A 15,326-nucleotide genomic window follows, 5' to 3' on the forward strand; every position below is an offset into this window, starting at 1 on the left:
TTTGACAGTAAAAAAGCTTCCATACTGGAAGCTTTTTTACTGTCAGTGCTTTTATCAGAATATCAGACCAACACTGAACAGCGCACTGAACATCATGGTCAGCTTGGCGGTTTTCCCCAATAGCGGGTTAAGTGCGGCACCGGAACCCTGATAGAAATCAGAAGAGAGTTTTCGCGCCATAATCAGTGACAATCCCGCCAGCAATACCGGAAATCCTGGCAGTTGTCCTAACAGAAAACCCGCAATAATGAGACCAAAAGGTAGGTACAGCAACGCTTGATACAACACGCGTGCCTGAGCTTCACCAATGCGCACCGCCAGTGTTTTCTTACCGGCTTTGGTGTCGGTCATAATGTCGCGAGTATTGTTAACCAGCATGATCGCCGCATTCAACAGCCCAACGGCACAACCGAGTAACCACGCCGCGGTGGTGGTATTTCCCGCTTGCAGATAGTAACTTCCCACTACTGCAACGAGGCCGAAAAAGACAAATGCGGCCAGCTCACCTAAACCATGAGAGGCGAGTGGGTAGGGGCCACCGCTGTAACCTAATGCCGCTAGCACGGATGCCGCTGCCAAAATTGCAATTGGCCAGCCTCCGTGCCAGATGAGGTAGCCACCAACCGTCAGCGACAACAATAGACACAAAGTCATGGCATTGCGCACTTTATAGGGGGCCAACATGCCACTTTGGGTTACGCGTGTGGGGCCAACTCTTTCTTCGGTATCGATCCCATTTTTGAAATCAAAATAGTCGTTCGCCAGATTCACTGCAATTTGCAATAGCAACGCACAAATCATCGATGCCACCGCTACCGTCCAACTGAATTTTGTCAGTGGCAGTGCCAGCATATTACCAATCAACAAGGGGCCTGCCGCGGCAGGTAATGTTCGGGGGCGTATTGCCAGAAACCAAGGATTCATGTTTACGATTCACATCAACAGACTTACAACTGTTTATAGAATACCAAGAAGCCGCACGAAAGTTAGCACAATCGGATAAATGCATGTAAAAGAGTTTGAATCAGCGCACATTTGTTAGGCAACCTTCCAACAAAAATATAGCCATAATGGATTAGGGATTGAAGCGAAGTTAGTGTAAATAGGCGGTAAGTCTATCCAAGCATCGATATGCTGAGGAGATTGACATTATGCGTTTCCAGCACAGGACGGCAGTGGTTACGGGCGCAGCATCAGGATTGGGTCGGGCATTTGCTATTGCGCTGGCACAGCGAGGAGCTAGGGTCGTATTGGTCGACAATCAGGATTGTCGGGAAACAGCGGCAGCGATAGCCGCTTTAGGGGCAGATGTTAAATACTGGTATTGCGATGTTGCCAATGCGGCGCAGGCTGAAGAGGTGTGTCAGCAGATACTAGAGCAGGTTAATAAGGTTGATTTTTTACTGCTGTGTGCCGGCGTTCACCACGCCTGCCCGTTTGAAAAAATTTCGCTAAGTGACTGGCGTCGTCAAATTGATGTGGATTTAACCGGCAGTTTTCTATTTTGCCAGGCATTTTGGCCGCTGATGCGACAGCAAATCTTTGGCCGTATCCTGATGCTAACCGGTGCTAGCGGCCTGTTTGGTGATCAGTTTGAAGCGGCATATGCCAGTGCCAAAATGGCCTTGATTGGATTGGTGAACAGCCTGAGTTTGGAGGGACAGAGTTACAATATCTGCGTTAACAGTCTCTGTACTCAGGTATTTAACGGTATCACTGGACATCATATGGCGGATGATGTGGGCGCAATGTTCTCAATAGAGGCACCCGTGGCAGCGGCGATGTATTTGCTGGGCGAGTCTGCACCATCAGGGCAACATGTGCTGGCAGCCGCAGGTAGTATTAGTCGCTTACGGTTAGCCGAAACCCATCCAGCTTATTTTACTGCAGATGACTGTACGCCTGAGCTGGTGGGGAAAACCTGGCCAAAACTCAGCAAAGCGCATCCTTTCAGCTTTCAGAAAAGTGGCGAAGAACAGATAGTCAAATGGGCGCGCAATGCCTGTCGTGAGCACGGTGTGCTATTGGAATAATCAGCTAATACTGGCATTCAACCATTCCACTGCGGTACTCTCTATCGTTACCTATTCACAATCAATGGGATGATATGAGCCAGGTATTGGATGATCTGCTGTCGTTACTGACACTGGAACCGATTGAAATGGGATTATTTCGTGGTCAGAGTCAGGATTTGGGATTTGGACACGTTTTTGGTGGGCAAGTGATGGGGCAGGCCTTGAGTGCCGCCAGACAAACCGTTCCCCCAGAACGTCAGGCGCATTCGCTGCATTCCTATTTTCTCCGTGCTGGAGATGAAACCCTGCCAATTATCTATGATGTTGAAAATATGCGTGATGGTGGCAGTTTTAGTGCTCGGCGAGTCAAAGCTATTCAGAAAGGTCGGCCGATTTTCTACATGACTTGTTCTTTCCAGGAACCTGAAGAGGGGTTTGATCATCAGTCGTCAATGCCTGAAGTTCCTGGCCCTGATGGCCTAATGAATCAGCAGGAACTGGCGATGACCATGCGGGAGCGGGTTCCAGCAAAGATTTTGGAGAAGTTTCTTGCCGATTCTCCCATCGAAATGCGCATGGTGAATCCGCTTAATCCAGTGGCCCCGGCCGTGACTGATCCGACCCGTTACGTGTGGATGCGGGCTAATGGTCGCCTGCCAGCCGATCACTGCATGCACGATTATCTGCTGGCCTACGCCTCAGATTTCAATTTCCTAGTGACGGCAGTGCAACCTCACGGTGTATCCTTTTTAACGCCTGGGATCAGAATGGCGACTATTGACCATGCCATGTGGTTTCACCGTCCGGTAAACATGAGCGAATGGTTGCTTTATGCGGTGGATAGCCCTAATGCCTTTGGCGGCAGGGGGTATGTCCGTGGACAGTTCTTTAATCAGCAGGGGCAGTTGATTGCCTCGGCTTCGCAGGAAGGACTGATAAGAATGACCAATACCAAGAAGGAAGAATAAGCATGCAGGCTTTAAAAACATTGCTTATAGCTGCTGGACTACTGTGGCTGGCGGGCTGTGTCACTGTTGAGCCACCTGCACCCGTGGTGGTTAATGGCGCCGCTTCTTACCGTGAAAAAATCATGTTGCCCGATGGTTGTAATATTACTATTGCTATTATTGATCTGGATACGCCCGGCGCGATAGTGGCGCAGAAATCCTTTAATATTGCGCGAGTGCCAGTGCCATTCAAGTTTATCCTTCCGGCAGACTCGGTGGACCATAAAACCAACTATGGGGTGGTAGCGATGATTATGTACCAAGGGCAGGTGATTTTTCAGACCTATGACCGTTACCCGGTGATCAATAACGGCCCCAATACCACCGAAGTGATTATGAAAGCGGTGCCACAAAGAAATCAGTAATAGTACTGTGAACATAAAAAAGGCGCTTTTCAGCGCCTTTTTTAGTGGTATTAAACCCTAAATACACCAATTTGCCGCTTCAACGCGGCGGCCACATCTGCCAGATCTTTGGCAGATCTCACAGTGTCATTGGCGCGGCTATCTCCCTCTTTGGCAAGCTCAGTAATTTCATGCAGATTACGGGTCACTTCATCGGCAACAGCACTCTGCTGCTCTGTGGCACTGGCAATACTGCTAACCGATATTGCCAGCGAAGCGATGCGCTCCGTAATGGCGCTGAGCTGCTGGTTGGCTGCTTCTCCCTGTTCGGCTGAGCTACTGCCTAACTGATGGCTCTGGGTCATGCGAGTGGCGGTATCTTTTACTTTGGCCTGTAGTTGGACAATAGTCTGGCTGATCTCAGAAATGGACGCCTGAGTCCGACTGGCAAGCGTACGCACTTCATCGGCAACCACCGCAAAACCCCGCCCCTGTTCACCAGCTCTGGCGGCTTCAATAGCAGCGTTAAGTGCTAGTAGATTGGTTTGCTCAGCAATGCCGTTAATGACATCGGTGATGGTGTTGATGGCTTCACTTTCCTTGGCAACACCCTCAACGGCCTGCTGACTCAGATCCAATTGCTGTGCCAGTGTATTTAGGCTTTCAACCACCTGAATTAACTGCTGATGGCCTTCTCTAGAAGCATTGTCCACTTCGGCACTCTGTTCAGCGCTTTGCCCAGCGTGATTAGCCACATCGCGAATAGAGGTCGACATCTCTTCTATCGCTGTGGCTATCTGATCCGTCTGGCTCATCAGTGCCTTTGACTCTTCACCGTTGAGTTTGGCAACCTCTTGTGCCTGTTCGGCCTGATAATCAAGCTTCTGTACCGAATCGAGCAGTTCCGTAATCAATTTGCGTAGGTTAAGCGTCATTTGCCGGGCACTGGCGGTGATGCGACTGACCTCATTTTGACTGTGGGCGTCGGTTGTCGGTAAATCAATGCTCAGATTGCCCTGGCCTAAATGTTCCATATGCTGCTGCAAACGTCTCAATGGCTTAACGGTATTGATCAGCACTATCGACAACAGTGCTGTAATCGCGATAATGCCGACAAATGACACCACAATATTTATGATTAATAGCGTCTTACTTTCTTCGTTCAGTTCTTTGACTTTAACTTTACCCACCAGCAACCACTGCCAACCGGGAATATCATCGCTCATGGCGACCATATTGCTGCCATCGTTACTCTGGTACTGTACCAGTGCACGGTTATTGACCAACGACTGTAACGGCAGACCATTGAGTTGCGCGGTTGTTGGGACTTCTCCGGGGGCTAAAGTATTATCAGCAACCACTGACAAGTCAGATAGTTTGAGCAAGGAGTAACTGCCGCTCTCTTCAACAGTTAATTTTTTAACCGTATTTTGAATTTCAGCCATCGAATCGCTGATATCAAATCCTATGTAAAGAATACCAATAACCGTTCCCTGAGCGTCCTTCATCGGCTTATAAACGGTCATGTAGTCCTTGCCAAACAGCTTGGCATAACCTTCGTAATCTTCACCACTCATCAGTTTGTTGTAACCGGGGTGGTTCTTACCCAGATAAGTCCCGAGAGCTCTGCTGCCATCAGCCTTTTTTAAAGAGGTAGATATACGCAAAAAGTCATCGCCATCTTTGACAAATACTGTGGCAGTGCCGCCCGATAGTTTGGCAAAACGATCGACTTTGCTGATGGATGAGTTGACCAGTTCCGAGTCGTGCATCAGTGTTGGTGTGGCTTTGCCTAGCACGTTAGTGGTTTGCCCTGCTGGTTTGGAAAAGGTGCCAGGATACATGGCACGAAACACATCAGCGTTGCGGTGTGCAATTACCAGTAGTGATTGATATTGCAGCTCCAGTAGGTCATTAACGCTGTGCATCTCTTTGTTCATTGCTGAAAGGGCTTTGTCTTTCAATGCGGTGGATGCGGTTTGATAGGAAATTGTGCCAACAGCACCAAAAACGAGTACTGTCAGTACAAATGCCAGTGTTCCAATCTGCTTTGCTATAGGCCAGTTGCGATAATTCATCTGTCTATCTCTAGTTATTAGTAGGTATTACACCTGCTTTAATTTCCCCAATAGTCCTTACGGGACAGATTAAATTGAAAGCAGGAGGTTGCTCAGGAACGGATAATCAACGTCATTATAGCCTTTATCGGCAGCCGCTTTGTTTTCTTGGATCAATTAAAGCTTACTTATTGATAACTGATTACTTTATGAGCATTTGCTAAAAAAGCACAGAAAATAATTAACTATTTATGACATAACAAATGGTTGTGAATACAGTTTTAATTTTGGTGACAATGACTGGTAGTATGCAGCAGAGCTGTAGACGAGAGAGATAGGCGTAAATGCACTAACGCGCCACTTATTCAGAATCGCGCGATACGAGGTAAATGATGAAACAAACAGGGAAGCTGGCCGCGGCGCTAGCATTGGCAATGACAGCCTCAGTGGCGGTGGCAGCGCCACAGACAGAACCAACTTACAGTGTAAGTCTGACCCGAGGTACCAGTGCTGATACTGATATTGATAATGGTGGTCAACTCGGTAGACAGTCATGGCAATTAGGGGCGCGGGGTAATTGGAAGTTGGCACCCACTTGGCGTCTTAGCGCCAATCTTGGTGTTGATTGGCTCGACTGGGACTGGAAAATGCCACAGCAGTACAACCAGCAAGCCCCATTCGATTCCGCCAGACGTTACCACGGTAATCTGATGTTTAGTCACCAATTCGGTAATGGTTGGTCTGTGATGGCGGCACCTACGTTGCAATTTGCCTACGCCAATGATGCCTCATTGGCTGACAGTAAGAGCTACGGTGTTATGGCTGGCGCTATGCGACATTATGCCAATGGCAACTACTGGGGGGTTGGTGGGGCTTATTTCAATGACATAGGTAAAGCCCGATTTTTACCTTTAGTCCTATTCAACTGGCAGATCTCCGATAAATGGCGTCTGGGTAACCCTTTGATGCCAGATTTTTCTGGTGGTGCAGGGATTGAACTGGCTTATAGTCTTACACCGGCGCTGCAATGGGGTATTGGCAGCAGCAAAAATACCGAACGGGTGTTAGCGCACGATCAACAAGTAGTGGAACTGTCGGAATGGCGGCTGTTCAGCCGGGTAGGATGGAATATCACATCTGCCACAGCGTTGAATTTCTATCTGGGCTACAGCATGTCGCCAGATCTGAAAGACGGCGAACATGCTGCAGTGGATATGGATAATTATGTCAGTGGTGCTCTGCAACTGCGCTATCGTTTTTAGCTGAGACTGCAGGGGCTGCCATAAGTTTATTGACCGAGCATTTCCCGTTTTAGGCTCTTCTGGGCTGGTTCATCGCCGAGCCAGATTTTCAGCAGAGCCTCACGGAAGGCTTCGCCAGTAATGGTATCTTTGGCAACCCCATTTTTATAAGCGGTCACACCCTGCTTTTTATCAGCAACCAATAAAAATTCGTCACCCACCTTTATTTCGTCTTCAAACAATTCAGTAAAATGCTTAATGTCTGCTGCTATCGGCTGCGTTTGACCATCGGTGGCATCGTCAAAACCTTCTTCGATGGCATTACGCATTTTTTCTGAGGTGATAAGGCCAGAAAGAATTTTCAGGCTGACCACCGCCGTTTCTTCGTTCAGCACTTCTGCGGTGGTACTGGCTTTGGTTGACAAATACAGACCACCTACATACAAATCCATAAAAAACTTACTACGTACGCCAGCACCGTTGAGTTGCAATGGTTGCTGCGTTACCGACAAGGTTTCTGGCACTTCAACACCAGACACTTCCCGGGCTGATGCGGACATAGATAACAACAGCAGCAACAAAGATAAAAATTTCATAGCGTTCCCTGTAAAAATTAACCACGAAGGCCTAGACGATAGTTTCCGTCCTGAGTAAACCAGATAGCTTGCCGATGTTGAGTGCTGATTAACAGTGGACCATCGTCGCAGAATAAAAAGCACTTCCAGTGACGTTTAAAAACGGCCCAACTGGTCTCAAGGATTTCGTACTTTTCAATGCAAAAATAGACACGGGTGGCATCGTCCCATGTAATAAATTCAGTGATAGGACGTGGTAACTCCGGGTCATCGCTGTCCCATTGTAATTGCCATATATCGGTATGATGCCAGGTAGAACTTCGTAGTGCCCAGTCGCTTTTATTAAAGTCCTCAGCACAACTGCTTTTATTGCTGATCCAGCGATTCCACAACGCCATCGCACTTTGACTGGTCAATGGCCGAATATCCGCTTTATCCGTATCAGGAACCGGCATTTCGTGATGATTAAAAATCCACTGGCGGCGGTATTCAACTAGTGGAAGGTAACTGTAAGACAAGCATTTCTCCTGCTATAGGCGGACGCAGGATTATAACCTTGCTAGCCTGTTTAAACAAAGCGAGCCAGCGTTCATGCTACTCCTGAGCGTGTACTGAATGTGCAGGGCTATTGGAACCAAAACGCTTGGCATAGCGTAGATTGACCTATCACCAAAATGTAAGGCCATATTATTGATGAGATTTCAACACAATGGTGTTTTTTAGCTTATAACCTTACCATTTTGTTAAGAATGAACCGTGCGAAAGAACTGCCGTAGGTTAGTAGCTTTGAGTTTTGTTTTGAAGCCATATGTGGCGGATATATGAGAATGTGACTGGTCTCCCCACAGGGACTCGAACCCCGATCGGTCGCTTAGGAGGCGGCTGCTCTATCCTGTTGAGCTATGAGGAGACGGCAGTGATTATACTGGATTTTACTCTCAATAAAAGATTTGAAATCTAACCGCTTATTTCTTAAGCGCAATATCGTTAACCTGGATATTCAGCGCAGCGTTTTCTCCACCAATAAGCGCGGTAGCGGTTGTCTCCGACGTCTGATCAATGGTGATGGTGACCGGCGTGGCAGTTGCCAATGCATGCGGTCGATTAAGTTGGTCATTGACGTTGTATTGCAAAGCAATTTTGAACTTATCGCCTTTCTGAACTCCATTTTGGCGTCCGATATTGAGAACTACCCGGCTATTGTCGCGGGCGATGATCTGCGCCAGCAATGGGCGACAGTTTAGCGCTTGATCAATATCGGCGACAGATTGCTTCAATACATCATTGACGCTTTCACCGTAGGCCGATTGCCAGAATTCGCTGGATGCTGGATTGACCATGGCGGTTTTATCAAATTCCCAGGCAGCGCTGGTGGTATATTCATGTTGCCAGATAATTTCACCACTGATCCCATGGTAAAGTGTCAATCTAAGTTGAAATTGGCGCTGAGGATCATGTTGCCATAGTCCTAATGGGGCAGAGGTTGGCGGGGCTACGGAGATATCGAGGAGCTCCGGTAGCAACAGATACTGACTGTCTGTCATTTCGCTAATAATAGCAGGAACCCTCAGCCCTGCGGTTGTTAGCGTGGGCATATCGACTTGTTTTTCTGCCAGTGCCAGTGGAAAACTAAAAACTGAACTCTGCTTTAGCGTGCTGGCAAGATGCTGCGTTAACACGGATGGCAGTTTTTCCAGTCTGCCATAGCGTAATTGGCCGCGATCATCCAATACCGCTTGCGGGATGAGTATGGCTGCTTTAAGGCCATCGGTAGGGCATGATTGTGAGTCGTTAGCCTGTAAATCTATTTTAACGGTCACTATCAGGCGTTCACCATCTTTCCGTTCGTTGAGCAACTCCACCGCTTTGACATTAGCGGCGGCCGACAATTCCAACGCTTGCGTGGTCAGATTGCCATTACTGACAAATTGACTGGCCTGAAAATTGCCTCCATTTTGCAGTAATACCAGGCGTATCGCATTTTGTATGGCAGTTTCGCGGGCTTTACCTGCGTCACCATTGACTATTTTGGCATCACCAGTTGCTTCTACCCATTGCGCCTGACAAGGGATAGCGAGGCCAAGCAATAGCAGTAAGCAAAACATCTGTTTCATGGTGACGATTCCTGTATTTGCCAAAAAACCGGCAGAAGGCGTAGAGATTAGCCACTGATATTCAAAATTTATGCCATTGAACCATAGTGACAAGTGGCAAAATTGCTTAAGTGTGGGGCGGCAATGCCGATACAGGAGAGAGCACCGCGTATTGTTTCCCGGATTTCTGGAAATATTGCTAATGGAACCGATATGAAAATCAAGATGACCCTCATAGCACTATTGCTAACTGGCTGTAGTCAGACAGTTGCTCCGGTGCCAGAACCTGCGGCAACCTCCAAGGCCGGTATTATTGACGTCTCAAAGCAACTCGCTAGAGAACTGGTGCGTTACAGTGATGTTCTGGATCAAACTCAACCGTTATTAGTGGCAACCCCCGTCATGGTCGAGGATATGCAGAGCACCGATAATTTGGCAGCACAACTGCAACAAGGGCTGATGGCTGGAATGCAGCAGATGGGATTCAATCTGGTGGATTTGAATGTGGCAGATGCTGTGCGAGTAACGCCCCAAGGGGATTTTTTGCTGAGCCGTGACTGGCAAAAACTTCCAGCGAATATTTCGGTAGATCAGGTGCTGGTTTCTACCGTGAGTCTGGCGCGCAATGGCATAGTGATCAACAGCCGGATTGTTACACTGTCGGGTAACAAGGTGGTATCTGCAGCACAACTTTATGTACCACAGCAAGCGCTACCGGATTATCTGTTGCCATCTCAGTTGGTGGTATCCAAGCAAGGTCTGCTATATCGCAACAGTGCCAATGGTGATGATAAGGTGCATTTGGTGGGAGAGACAAAATGAGATTATGGATGCCAATACTGGCACTGATGCTGCTGGCAGGTTGTACAACTCGTGACCGTTATGTGCAATGGGAACCCGTTCCGCCGCAATCTTTCCCAAAAATTACGGCCGTGGGCTATGCTCCACTGGCTTCACAGCCATCAAAAAACGCCTCTGAAAGAGTGCTGATGGCTATGCAGGCATCAAAGATTGCCGCGTACCGTGAATTAGCTGAACAGGTTTATGGCCAGCAATTGAACGCCGAGAGTAAAGTCGGTGACTGGATGCTGAAGTCTGATAATGTCAAGGTATCTGTTAGTGGGGTGATCCGTGGCGCGCGTGTGGTTCGCAGCTATCCAGCGGGTGACAATTATGTGACTGAGCTGGAACTGGATTTTGCTAATGTGTGGCAACTGTATCAACAGCAGAATCGGCCGCAGCGAGTGAAAGAGATCACCTATTTCTAAAGCGATCGCGTTAGCAAAACCCAAAGCGGCAATGTCTTGCCGCTTTGGGTTTTATACAGGTAAATTAACGGTAGTCCTGTGAAAAAAGGGGCTGCCAGTCAGGCTTCTAGATCATTTCCCAGCGTTGCGATGGTTGATGTCTTGCCCTTGCCGTCATAAGTCAGACTGTTGACATTACGGCTCGTTTGCAACGCCTGAGCCAGTCGATTCACACTGGCAGCACATAGCTCAATCAACTTGCCGTTAGCCTGATTTTTTTGTTGGCATTCCGCCAGCAGACTTTTGGCTTTATCTACCTGTGTTGCTAGCGGTTCTTGGGTGAGTTGCATTTTTTGCGGGTGCTCAGCCAGAGATTTATCAACCTTGGCGACTAGTTCCAGTACTCGTTGTTTTTCTGTGGCGAGCTGTAGCAGGGTATCGGCATCGCGTTCAACCAAGGCTTTGGTTTCTGCGTCAATTAACGACAACAGACGACCAAGGGTGGCCGTCTGTTGTTTTAACATACTTTCCAAGTCTTGCGCTTGCGGCATCAGGACTCCTGATCGAGATCTACCATATCACTTTCAAATTGAGCGATATTGTTTGCTAGTTTTTCTGGATCCACTTTATAGCGACCTTCGGAAATTGCCAGCTTAATCTCGGCAATTTTTTGCATATCCATATCGGGCATAGATGCAATCTTGTTCTGCATTCCTTGCAATTGCTGGGCCTGAGCTGAAACAACAACGGAATCGTCATTGTTGGCAACAGTGGTTGTATCGGTTTTCTCAGCCGCTTTGCTGTTGCTTGGGGTAACCGTTGTTGAGTTTACCCGAGGCTGATTTTGCAGTTGTTTAATGTCCATAGCCTTGTGGCTCCAACACTCTTGTATAAAGGTCTAACTCTATTATCGGCAATGCGTCTTAAGGCTTGAGCACTTTTTTACATTTTTACCTGGACTTCGCCCACATGGGTGACAATCGCATCTACCGTTTTGTTTGAACGGGTGTTTTTTACCCGAATTTGTTCTCCAAGGTTACCATCTTCTACAGCTTCGCCAACAGTTTTTATCTGAAATTGTTCAGTTCTGGCGATAATTGAAACTGTATCACCTTTACAGACAACACAGATATTGCTGCCAAAAATGGGATAATCCTTCGATACTCGCCGCTTCAGGCGGGTTCCGATTAATTGTTGCATATCGCTAAATTGCTCACCGTTGACACTGTACTGATCTACATAACGGATCTCCATTTGCGCTGCAGATAGCACATCTCCTGGTGCTAGCGTCTCTTTGGCCACCACAACTGGGTAGCTAATATCGACCCGAACTGACAGATAAATCTGCCACGGATAACTCAAATCTGGGCTGTCACAGCTGATCCGCACCGTATTGTTACGGCCGATGTCTCGATCTGATGCCAACACTGCTGTTATTGGTGAACTGCAGCGCGGGATCGCTACCCGGCTGTCGAGTGGTTGTGGTGTGATATTGACCCTCGCAGATGCTGGCGCATTGACCTTTTTAGCCACCACATCTTTAGCTAATGCTTCTATGGCCGATACAGCTGGAACCGATGGTTGCTCGGCCAATGCTACGGTTGTCCACAAGAGTGTGCTGATAAAAATGGATGTCAATTTTAATTTCATCATTTCAAGCTGGTTTGATTTGCCAATTTACACTTATACTTCAACAGTTCTTGTAACTTTTCATGAGTAAAGGATCCTCATGCGTCAGAACTTTGACTGAAAAGCTGCATGGAGCTAGCACAGCAAATTACGTGCCTTTCCGAAAACGGAAGGGATTTTGTACTCGCAGATACACAAGGCAGGCTTATGTCAGGCATTCTTGAATCCGTCAACAAAAGAACCCAACTTGTAGGGCAGAACCGTCTTGAATTGCTGTTATTCAAACTAAATGGCCGTCAACGCTTCGGTATTAACGTCTTTAAGGTAAAAGAAGTATTACAGTGTCCGCCATTAACGTTACTGCCGAAACTGAATCCTTATGTCAAAGGTGTTGCCCATATTCGTGGCACCACTATTTCTGTGATTGATTTAAGTGCTGCTACTGGTGGTCGGCCTATTGAAGACCTGAAAAACTGTTTTATCATCATCTCCGAATATAATCGCAGTGTGCAGGGCTTTTTGGTGCAGTCGGTTGAACGTATCATCAATATGAACTGGTCAGCCATTATGCCACCGCCACAAGGGGCTGGGCGCTATTCTTACCTGACCGCCGTGACTGAGATTGACGGGGAACTGGTGGAAATTCTCGATGTTGAAAAAATTCTCGATGAGATTTCTCCTGTAAAAACTGAGATCAGTGAAGAAGTTGATAATGCGATTAGTATCGATCGCGAACAGAATTTCCATATTATGGTAGTAGATGATTCTGCTGTGGCGCGTAAACAGATTGTGCGAGCGCTATCTTCCCTGAATTTGCAGATAGAAACCGCCAAAGATGGCCGGGAAGCGCTAGATAGATTGAAGGTGATTGCATCTGAAATGGATAATGTAGCGCGAGAAATTCCCTTGATTATTTCCGATATTGAAATGCCGGAAATGGATGGTTATACCTTGACAGCCGAAATCCGCGATGACCCAAAACTTAAAAATATCAAGGTAGTGTTGCATACATCTCTCAGTGGTGTATTTAACCATGCTATGGTACAGAAAGTTGGGGCCAACGACTTTATTGCCAAATTCAATCCTGATGAATTGGCAGCGGCGGTAGACAAACATCTGACGTTGTCATGATTTACTAACAGGGTGAACAGGATAAAGATTGTTGACGGTGACTTGTGTTGCCTGCAACGCTGCTGTATAAAGCGGCGTTTGCTAGGCTTTAGCCTTTGCTATACGCCAGTATGTTTTATGAATATGGGATACCAAGGTGCCAGATAAATCTCTTGCAGAAACCGAGTACAACCAGTTCCGGCTGTTTTTGGAACAACACAGTGGCATTGTGCTGGGCGAAAATAAGCAGTATCTGGTACGCAGCCGTCTGGCCCCATTGATGGGAAAATATGGGCTGCCCTCCTTGTCTGATGTGGTGAAGCAGTCGATGCGTCCCACTGAGCGACAGTTACGTGCTGAAGTGATTGACGCGATGACAACTAATGAAACCTTGTGGTTTCGTGATCGTTATCCCTTTGAATTATTGTCAAATAATATCTTGCCTCAATTTGCCAAACTGGGGCGGCCACTGAAAATTTGGTCGGCAGCATGTTCGTCAGGGCAAGAACCCTATTCTCTGGCCATGACCATTCTCGAATATCAGCAACGTCGCCTTGGCGGATTACCTGGTGGCGCCTCAATTTTGGCGACAGATCTGTCGCCTTCGATGCTGGATCGTTGCAAGAATGCTGAATATGACAGCCTAGCGTTAGGGCGTGGATTATCTGATGAACGTAAACGTCAGTTTTTTGATACCTTGCCGGGTGGCAACATGCGGGTGAAGGATAATGTCAGACGGTTAGTAAGTTTCCGCGCTCACAATTTGCTTGAGAGTTATAGCTTGCTGGGTAAGTTTGACATTATTTTCTGCCGTAACGTGCTTATCTATTTTGCCCCGGAAGCCAAGCAAAAAATCCTGCGGCAATTTGCTGCCGCTCTTAATCCCAAAGGCATCCTGTTTCTTGGCGCTTCTGAGTCAATTGCAGGGTTGTCTGATGAATTTGATATGATCCGCTGTAACCCCGGAATTTATTATCAGCGAAAAAATTAGAATTAAACAATTGATTATTAACAAAATAAAAATGCCAGCCAATATGCTGGCATTTTTATTGCGTAGATTACCGTCACGGTTTTCCTATCTGCAAAAAGTCCAATCACAGCGTGATATCTTTGGCACATAGTTTGCTTTGTTTTGACAAACTATCCAGTGAGAGGCGGTTTTATGGCGATCAGTTTTGATAAGGCATTGGGCATTCATCAGTACACGCTCGGGATCCGTGCGCAGCGTGCTGAGGTGTTGTCCAGTAACATCGCTAACGCCGATACGCCAAATTACAAGGCTAGAGATGTCGATTTTAATGCAGCTTTGCAAAATGCAGTGGGTAAACAACAGAGCATGCAGATGGCGGCAACGGCGGAAAATCATTTTGATATGAAGTCATTGGTACAGGAAAACGTCAAATTCCGCATCCCTAATCAGCCCGACACCGGTGATGGTAATACGGTTGATATGCAGGAAGAGCAACAGGTATTTATGCAGAATGCGCTGGAGTATCAAATGTCGTTGGGGTTTCTTGACGGCAAGTTTTCCGGCATGAAAAAGGCGATCAGAGGAGACTGATAATGGGCTTGTTCAATATTTTTAATATTGCCGGTTCAGGCATGTCAGCTCAGTCGGTACGGCTGAATACTACCGCAAGTAATATTGCCAATGCTGATTCAGTTTCCAGCAGTGTGGATAAAACCTACAAAGCCAGACATCCGGTATTTGAAGCGGAGTTGGCAAAAGCGACGAACGGTCAGCAGCAACAGCAGGATGCTTATTCAGTGAAAGTGGCTGGTATTGTTGAAAGTGACAAACCGCTGGTGAAGGAATATTCCCCGGACCATCCGCTGGCGGATGCTGATGGTTACATATACAAACCCAATGTCAATGTGGTGGAAGAGATGGCAGATATGATTTCTGCTTCGCGTTCCTACCAGATGAATGTTCAGGTAGCGGATGCTACAAAGTCCATGCTGCAGCAGACGCTGCGGCTAGGCGAATAAAGGAGATAGGCCGTGAGTA

The 15,326-nt window shown here is 47.3% G+C and carries 18 protein-coding genes and 1 tRNA gene; 10 read left to right on the forward strand and 9 right to left on the reverse strand.

Annotated elements, in window-relative coordinates; all coding sequences use genetic code 11:
- Positions 1-54: 54 nt before the first annotated feature.
- The gene (locus J3L11_RS11995; RefSeq protein ID WP_133038591.1) at positions 55-924 is read right to left on the reverse strand and encodes a 1,4-dihydroxy-2-naphthoate polyprenyltransferase; all 870 of its coding nucleotides are present in this window, start codon (positions 922-924) and stop codon (positions 55-57) included.
- Positions 925-1,151: 227 nt separating this feature from the next.
- Here J3L11_RS11995 and J3L11_RS12000 point away from each other — a divergent pair, with 227 nt between their 5' ends.
- The 3 genes from J3L11_RS12000 (at position 1,152) to J3L11_RS12010 (ending at position 3,387) form a co-directional block, all read left to right on the forward strand.
- Positions 1,152-2,033: an SDR family oxidoreductase gene (locus tag J3L11_RS12000; RefSeq protein ID WP_207571137.1), complete on the forward strand. Its 882-nt coding sequence runs from the start codon at positions 1,152-1,154 to the stop codon at positions 2,031-2,033.
- 74 nt (positions 2,034-2,107) lie between these two features.
- On the forward strand, positions 2,108-2,983 hold the full coding sequence (gene tesB, locus J3L11_RS12005) for an acyl-CoA thioesterase II (RefSeq protein WP_207571138.1): 876 nt from the start codon (positions 2,108-2,110) through the stop codon (positions 2,981-2,983).
- 2 nt (positions 2,984-2,985) lie between these two features.
- Entirely contained in the window at positions 2,986-3,387 is a 402-nt protein-coding gene (locus tag J3L11_RS12010; protein ID WP_207571139.1) for a YbaY family lipoprotein, read from the forward strand.
- Positions 3,388-3,437: 50 nt separating this feature from the next.
- Here J3L11_RS12010 and J3L11_RS12015 read toward each other — a convergent pair whose 3' ends face one another.
- The gene (locus J3L11_RS12015; protein ID WP_207571140.1) at positions 3,438-5,444 is read right to left on the reverse strand and encodes a methyl-accepting chemotaxis protein; all 2,007 of its coding nucleotides are present in this window, start codon (positions 5,442-5,444) and stop codon (positions 3,438-3,440) included.
- 368 nt (positions 5,445-5,812) lie between these two features.
- On the opposite strand from J3L11_RS12015, the gene J3L11_RS12020 reads away from it, so the two are divergent.
- Positions 5,813-6,685: a DUF6268 family outer membrane beta-barrel protein gene (locus J3L11_RS12020; protein ID WP_207571141.1), complete on the forward strand. Its 873-nt coding sequence runs from the start codon at positions 5,813-5,815 to the stop codon at positions 6,683-6,685.
- Positions 6,686-6,711: 26 nt separating this feature from the next.
- Here J3L11_RS12020 and J3L11_RS12025 read toward each other — a convergent pair whose 3' ends face one another.
- From J3L11_RS12025 to J3L11_RS12040, 4 genes are all read right to left on the reverse strand, one after another.
- Entirely contained in the window at positions 6,712-7,260 is a 549-nt protein-coding gene (locus tag J3L11_RS12025) for a chalcone isomerase family protein (RefSeq protein WP_207571142.1), read from the reverse strand.
- Between the two features lie 17 nt (positions 7,261-7,277).
- Positions 7,278-7,757 (reverse strand): DUF2947 domain-containing protein, encoded by a 480-nt coding sequence (locus J3L11_RS12030; RefSeq protein ID WP_207571143.1) that lies wholly within the window; start codon positions 7,755-7,757, stop codon positions 7,278-7,280.
- 316 nt (positions 7,758-8,073) lie between these two features.
- Positions 8,074-8,149 (reverse strand) — tRNA-Arg (locus J3L11_RS12035).
- Positions 8,150-8,204: 55 nt separating this feature from the next.
- Positions 8,205-9,353: a flagellar assembly protein FlgT gene (locus tag J3L11_RS12040; RefSeq protein WP_207571144.1), complete on the reverse strand. Its 1,149-nt coding sequence runs from the start codon at positions 9,351-9,353 to the stop codon at positions 8,205-8,207.
- Between the two features lie 192 nt (positions 9,354-9,545).
- On the opposite strand from J3L11_RS12040, the gene J3L11_RS12045 reads away from it, so the two are divergent.
- Together J3L11_RS12045 and J3L11_RS12050 are read left to right on the forward strand one after the other, a co-directional pair.
- Positions 9,546-10,154 (forward strand): FlgO family outer membrane protein, encoded by a 609-nt coding sequence (locus J3L11_RS12045; RefSeq protein ID WP_207571145.1) that lies wholly within the window; start codon positions 9,546-9,548, stop codon positions 10,152-10,154.
- Positions 10,151-10,600 carry an LPP20 family lipoprotein gene (locus tag J3L11_RS12050; RefSeq protein WP_133038581.1) on the forward strand — a complete coding sequence of 150 codons (450 nt, stop codon included), beginning with the start codon at positions 10,151-10,153 and terminating at the stop codon, positions 10,598-10,600. The genes J3L11_RS12045 and J3L11_RS12050 overlap by 4 nt, the downstream gene beginning before the upstream one ends.
- 98 nt (positions 10,601-10,698) lie before the next feature.
- On the opposite strand, the gene J3L11_RS12055 is transcribed toward J3L11_RS12050, so the two are convergent.
- The 3 genes from J3L11_RS12055 to flgA form a co-directional block, all read right to left on the reverse strand.
- Positions 10,699-11,130, reverse strand: a complete 432-nt coding sequence (locus J3L11_RS12055) for a flagellar protein FlgN (protein WP_133038580.1) — start codon at positions 11,128-11,130, stop codon at positions 10,699-10,701.
- Positions 11,130-11,444: a flagellar biosynthesis anti-sigma factor FlgM gene (gene flgM, locus J3L11_RS12060; protein WP_133038579.1), complete on the reverse strand. Its 315-nt coding sequence runs from the start codon at positions 11,442-11,444 to the stop codon at positions 11,130-11,132. Before flgM ends, J3L11_RS12055 begins: the two co-directional genes overlap by 1 nt.
- A 77-nt stretch (positions 11,445-11,521) precedes the next feature.
- The gene (flgA, locus tag J3L11_RS12065; RefSeq protein ID WP_207571157.1) at positions 11,522-12,229 is read right to left on the reverse strand and encodes a flagellar basal body P-ring formation chaperone FlgA; all 708 of its coding nucleotides are present in this window, start codon (positions 12,227-12,229) and stop codon (positions 11,522-11,524) included.
- A gap of 186 nt (positions 12,230-12,415) precedes the next feature.
- On the opposite strand from flgA, the gene J3L11_RS12070 reads away from it, so the two are divergent.
- The 4 genes from J3L11_RS12070 to flgC all read left to right on the forward strand — a co-directional run bounded on the left by J3L11_RS12070 (position 12,416) and on the right by flgC (position 15,307).
- The gene (locus tag J3L11_RS12070; protein ID WP_133038578.1) at positions 12,416-13,339 is read left to right on the forward strand and encodes a chemotaxis protein CheV; all 924 of its coding nucleotides are present in this window, start codon (positions 12,416-12,418) and stop codon (positions 13,337-13,339) included.
- A 136-nt stretch (positions 13,340-13,475) separates the two neighbouring features.
- Positions 13,476-14,309 carry a protein-glutamate O-methyltransferase CheR gene (locus tag J3L11_RS12075; RefSeq protein WP_133038577.1) on the forward strand — a complete coding sequence of 278 codons (834 nt, stop codon included), beginning with the start codon at positions 13,476-13,478 and terminating at the stop codon, positions 14,307-14,309.
- A gap of 171 nt (positions 14,310-14,480) precedes the next feature.
- On the forward strand, positions 14,481-14,879 hold the full coding sequence (flgB, locus tag J3L11_RS12080; protein ID WP_207571146.1) for a flagellar basal body rod protein FlgB: 399 nt from the start codon (positions 14,481-14,483) through the stop codon (positions 14,877-14,879).
- Between the two features lie 2 nt (positions 14,880-14,881).
- Positions 14,882-15,307, forward strand: coding sequence for a flagellar basal body rod protein FlgC (flgC, locus tag J3L11_RS12085; protein WP_133038575.1), 426 nt, complete (start codon positions 14,882-14,884; stop codon positions 15,305-15,307).
- Positions 15,308-15,326: the final 19 nt, after the last annotated feature.

The sequence above is a fragment of the Shewanella sp. 4t3-1-2LB genome, assembly GCF_017368415.1.
Taxonomy (GTDB): domain Bacteria; phylum Pseudomonadota; class Gammaproteobacteria; order Enterobacterales; family Shewanellaceae; genus Shewanella; species Shewanella fodinae.

What these genes read in the sequence shown, in the direction of transcription:
- J3L11_RS12025 (WP_207571142.1), bottom strand. Translation starts at nt 7,260, where the DNA reads ATGAAATTTTTATCTTTGTTGCTGCTGTTGTTATCTATGTCCGCATCA.
- J3L11_RS12040 (WP_207571144.1), bottom strand. Translation starts at nt 9,353, where the DNA reads ATGAAACAGATGTTTTGCTTACTGCTATTGCTTGGCCTCGCTATCCCT.
- J3L11_RS12050 (WP_133038581.1), top strand. Translation starts at nt 10,151, where the DNA reads ATGAGATTATGGATGCCAATACTGGCACTGATGCTGCTGGCAGGTTGT.
- J3L11_RS11995 (WP_133038591.1), bottom strand. Translation starts at nt 924, where the DNA reads ATGAATCCTTGGTTTCTGGCAATACGCCCCCGAACATTACCTGCCGCG.
- J3L11_RS12010 (WP_207571139.1), top strand. Translation starts at nt 2,986, where the DNA reads ATGCAGGCTTTAAAAACATTGCTTATAGCTGCTGGACTACTGTGGCTG.
- J3L11_RS12020 (WP_207571141.1), top strand. Translation starts at nt 5,813, where the DNA reads ATGATGAAACAAACAGGGAAGCTGGCCGCGGCGCTAGCATTGGCAATG.
- J3L11_RS12045 (WP_207571145.1), top strand. Translation starts at nt 9,546, where the DNA reads ATGAAAATCAAGATGACCCTCATAGCACTATTGCTAACTGGCTGTAGT.
- flgA (WP_207571157.1), bottom strand. Translation starts at nt 12,229, where the DNA reads ATGAAATTAAAATTGACATCCATTTTTATCAGCACACTCTTGTGGACA.
- J3L11_RS12055 (WP_133038580.1), bottom strand. Translation starts at nt 11,130, where the DNA reads ATGCCGCAAGCGCAAGACTTGGAAAGTATGTTAAAACAACAGACGGCC.
- flgM (WP_133038579.1), bottom strand. Translation starts at nt 11,444, where the DNA reads ATGGACATTAAACAACTGCAAAATCAGCCTCGGGTAAACTCAACAACG.
- J3L11_RS12015 (WP_207571140.1), bottom strand. Translation starts at nt 5,444, where the DNA reads ATGAATTATCGCAACTGGCCTATAGCAAAGCAGATTGGAACACTGGCA.
- tesB (WP_207571138.1), top strand. Translation starts at nt 2,108, where the DNA reads ATGAGCCAGGTATTGGATGATCTGCTGTCGTTACTGACACTGGAACCG.
- flgC (WP_133038575.1), top strand. Translation starts at nt 14,882, where the DNA reads ATGGGCTTGTTCAATATTTTTAATATTGCCGGTTCAGGCATGTCAGCT.
- J3L11_RS12000 (WP_207571137.1), top strand. Translation starts at nt 1,152, where the DNA reads ATGCGTTTCCAGCACAGGACGGCAGTGGTTACGGGCGCAGCATCAGGA.
- flgB (WP_207571146.1), top strand. Translation starts at nt 14,481, where the DNA reads ATGGCGATCAGTTTTGATAAGGCATTGGGCATTCATCAGTACACGCTC.
- J3L11_RS12070 (WP_133038578.1), top strand. Translation starts at nt 12,416, where the DNA reads ATGTCAGGCATTCTTGAATCCGTCAACAAAAGAACCCAACTTGTAGGG.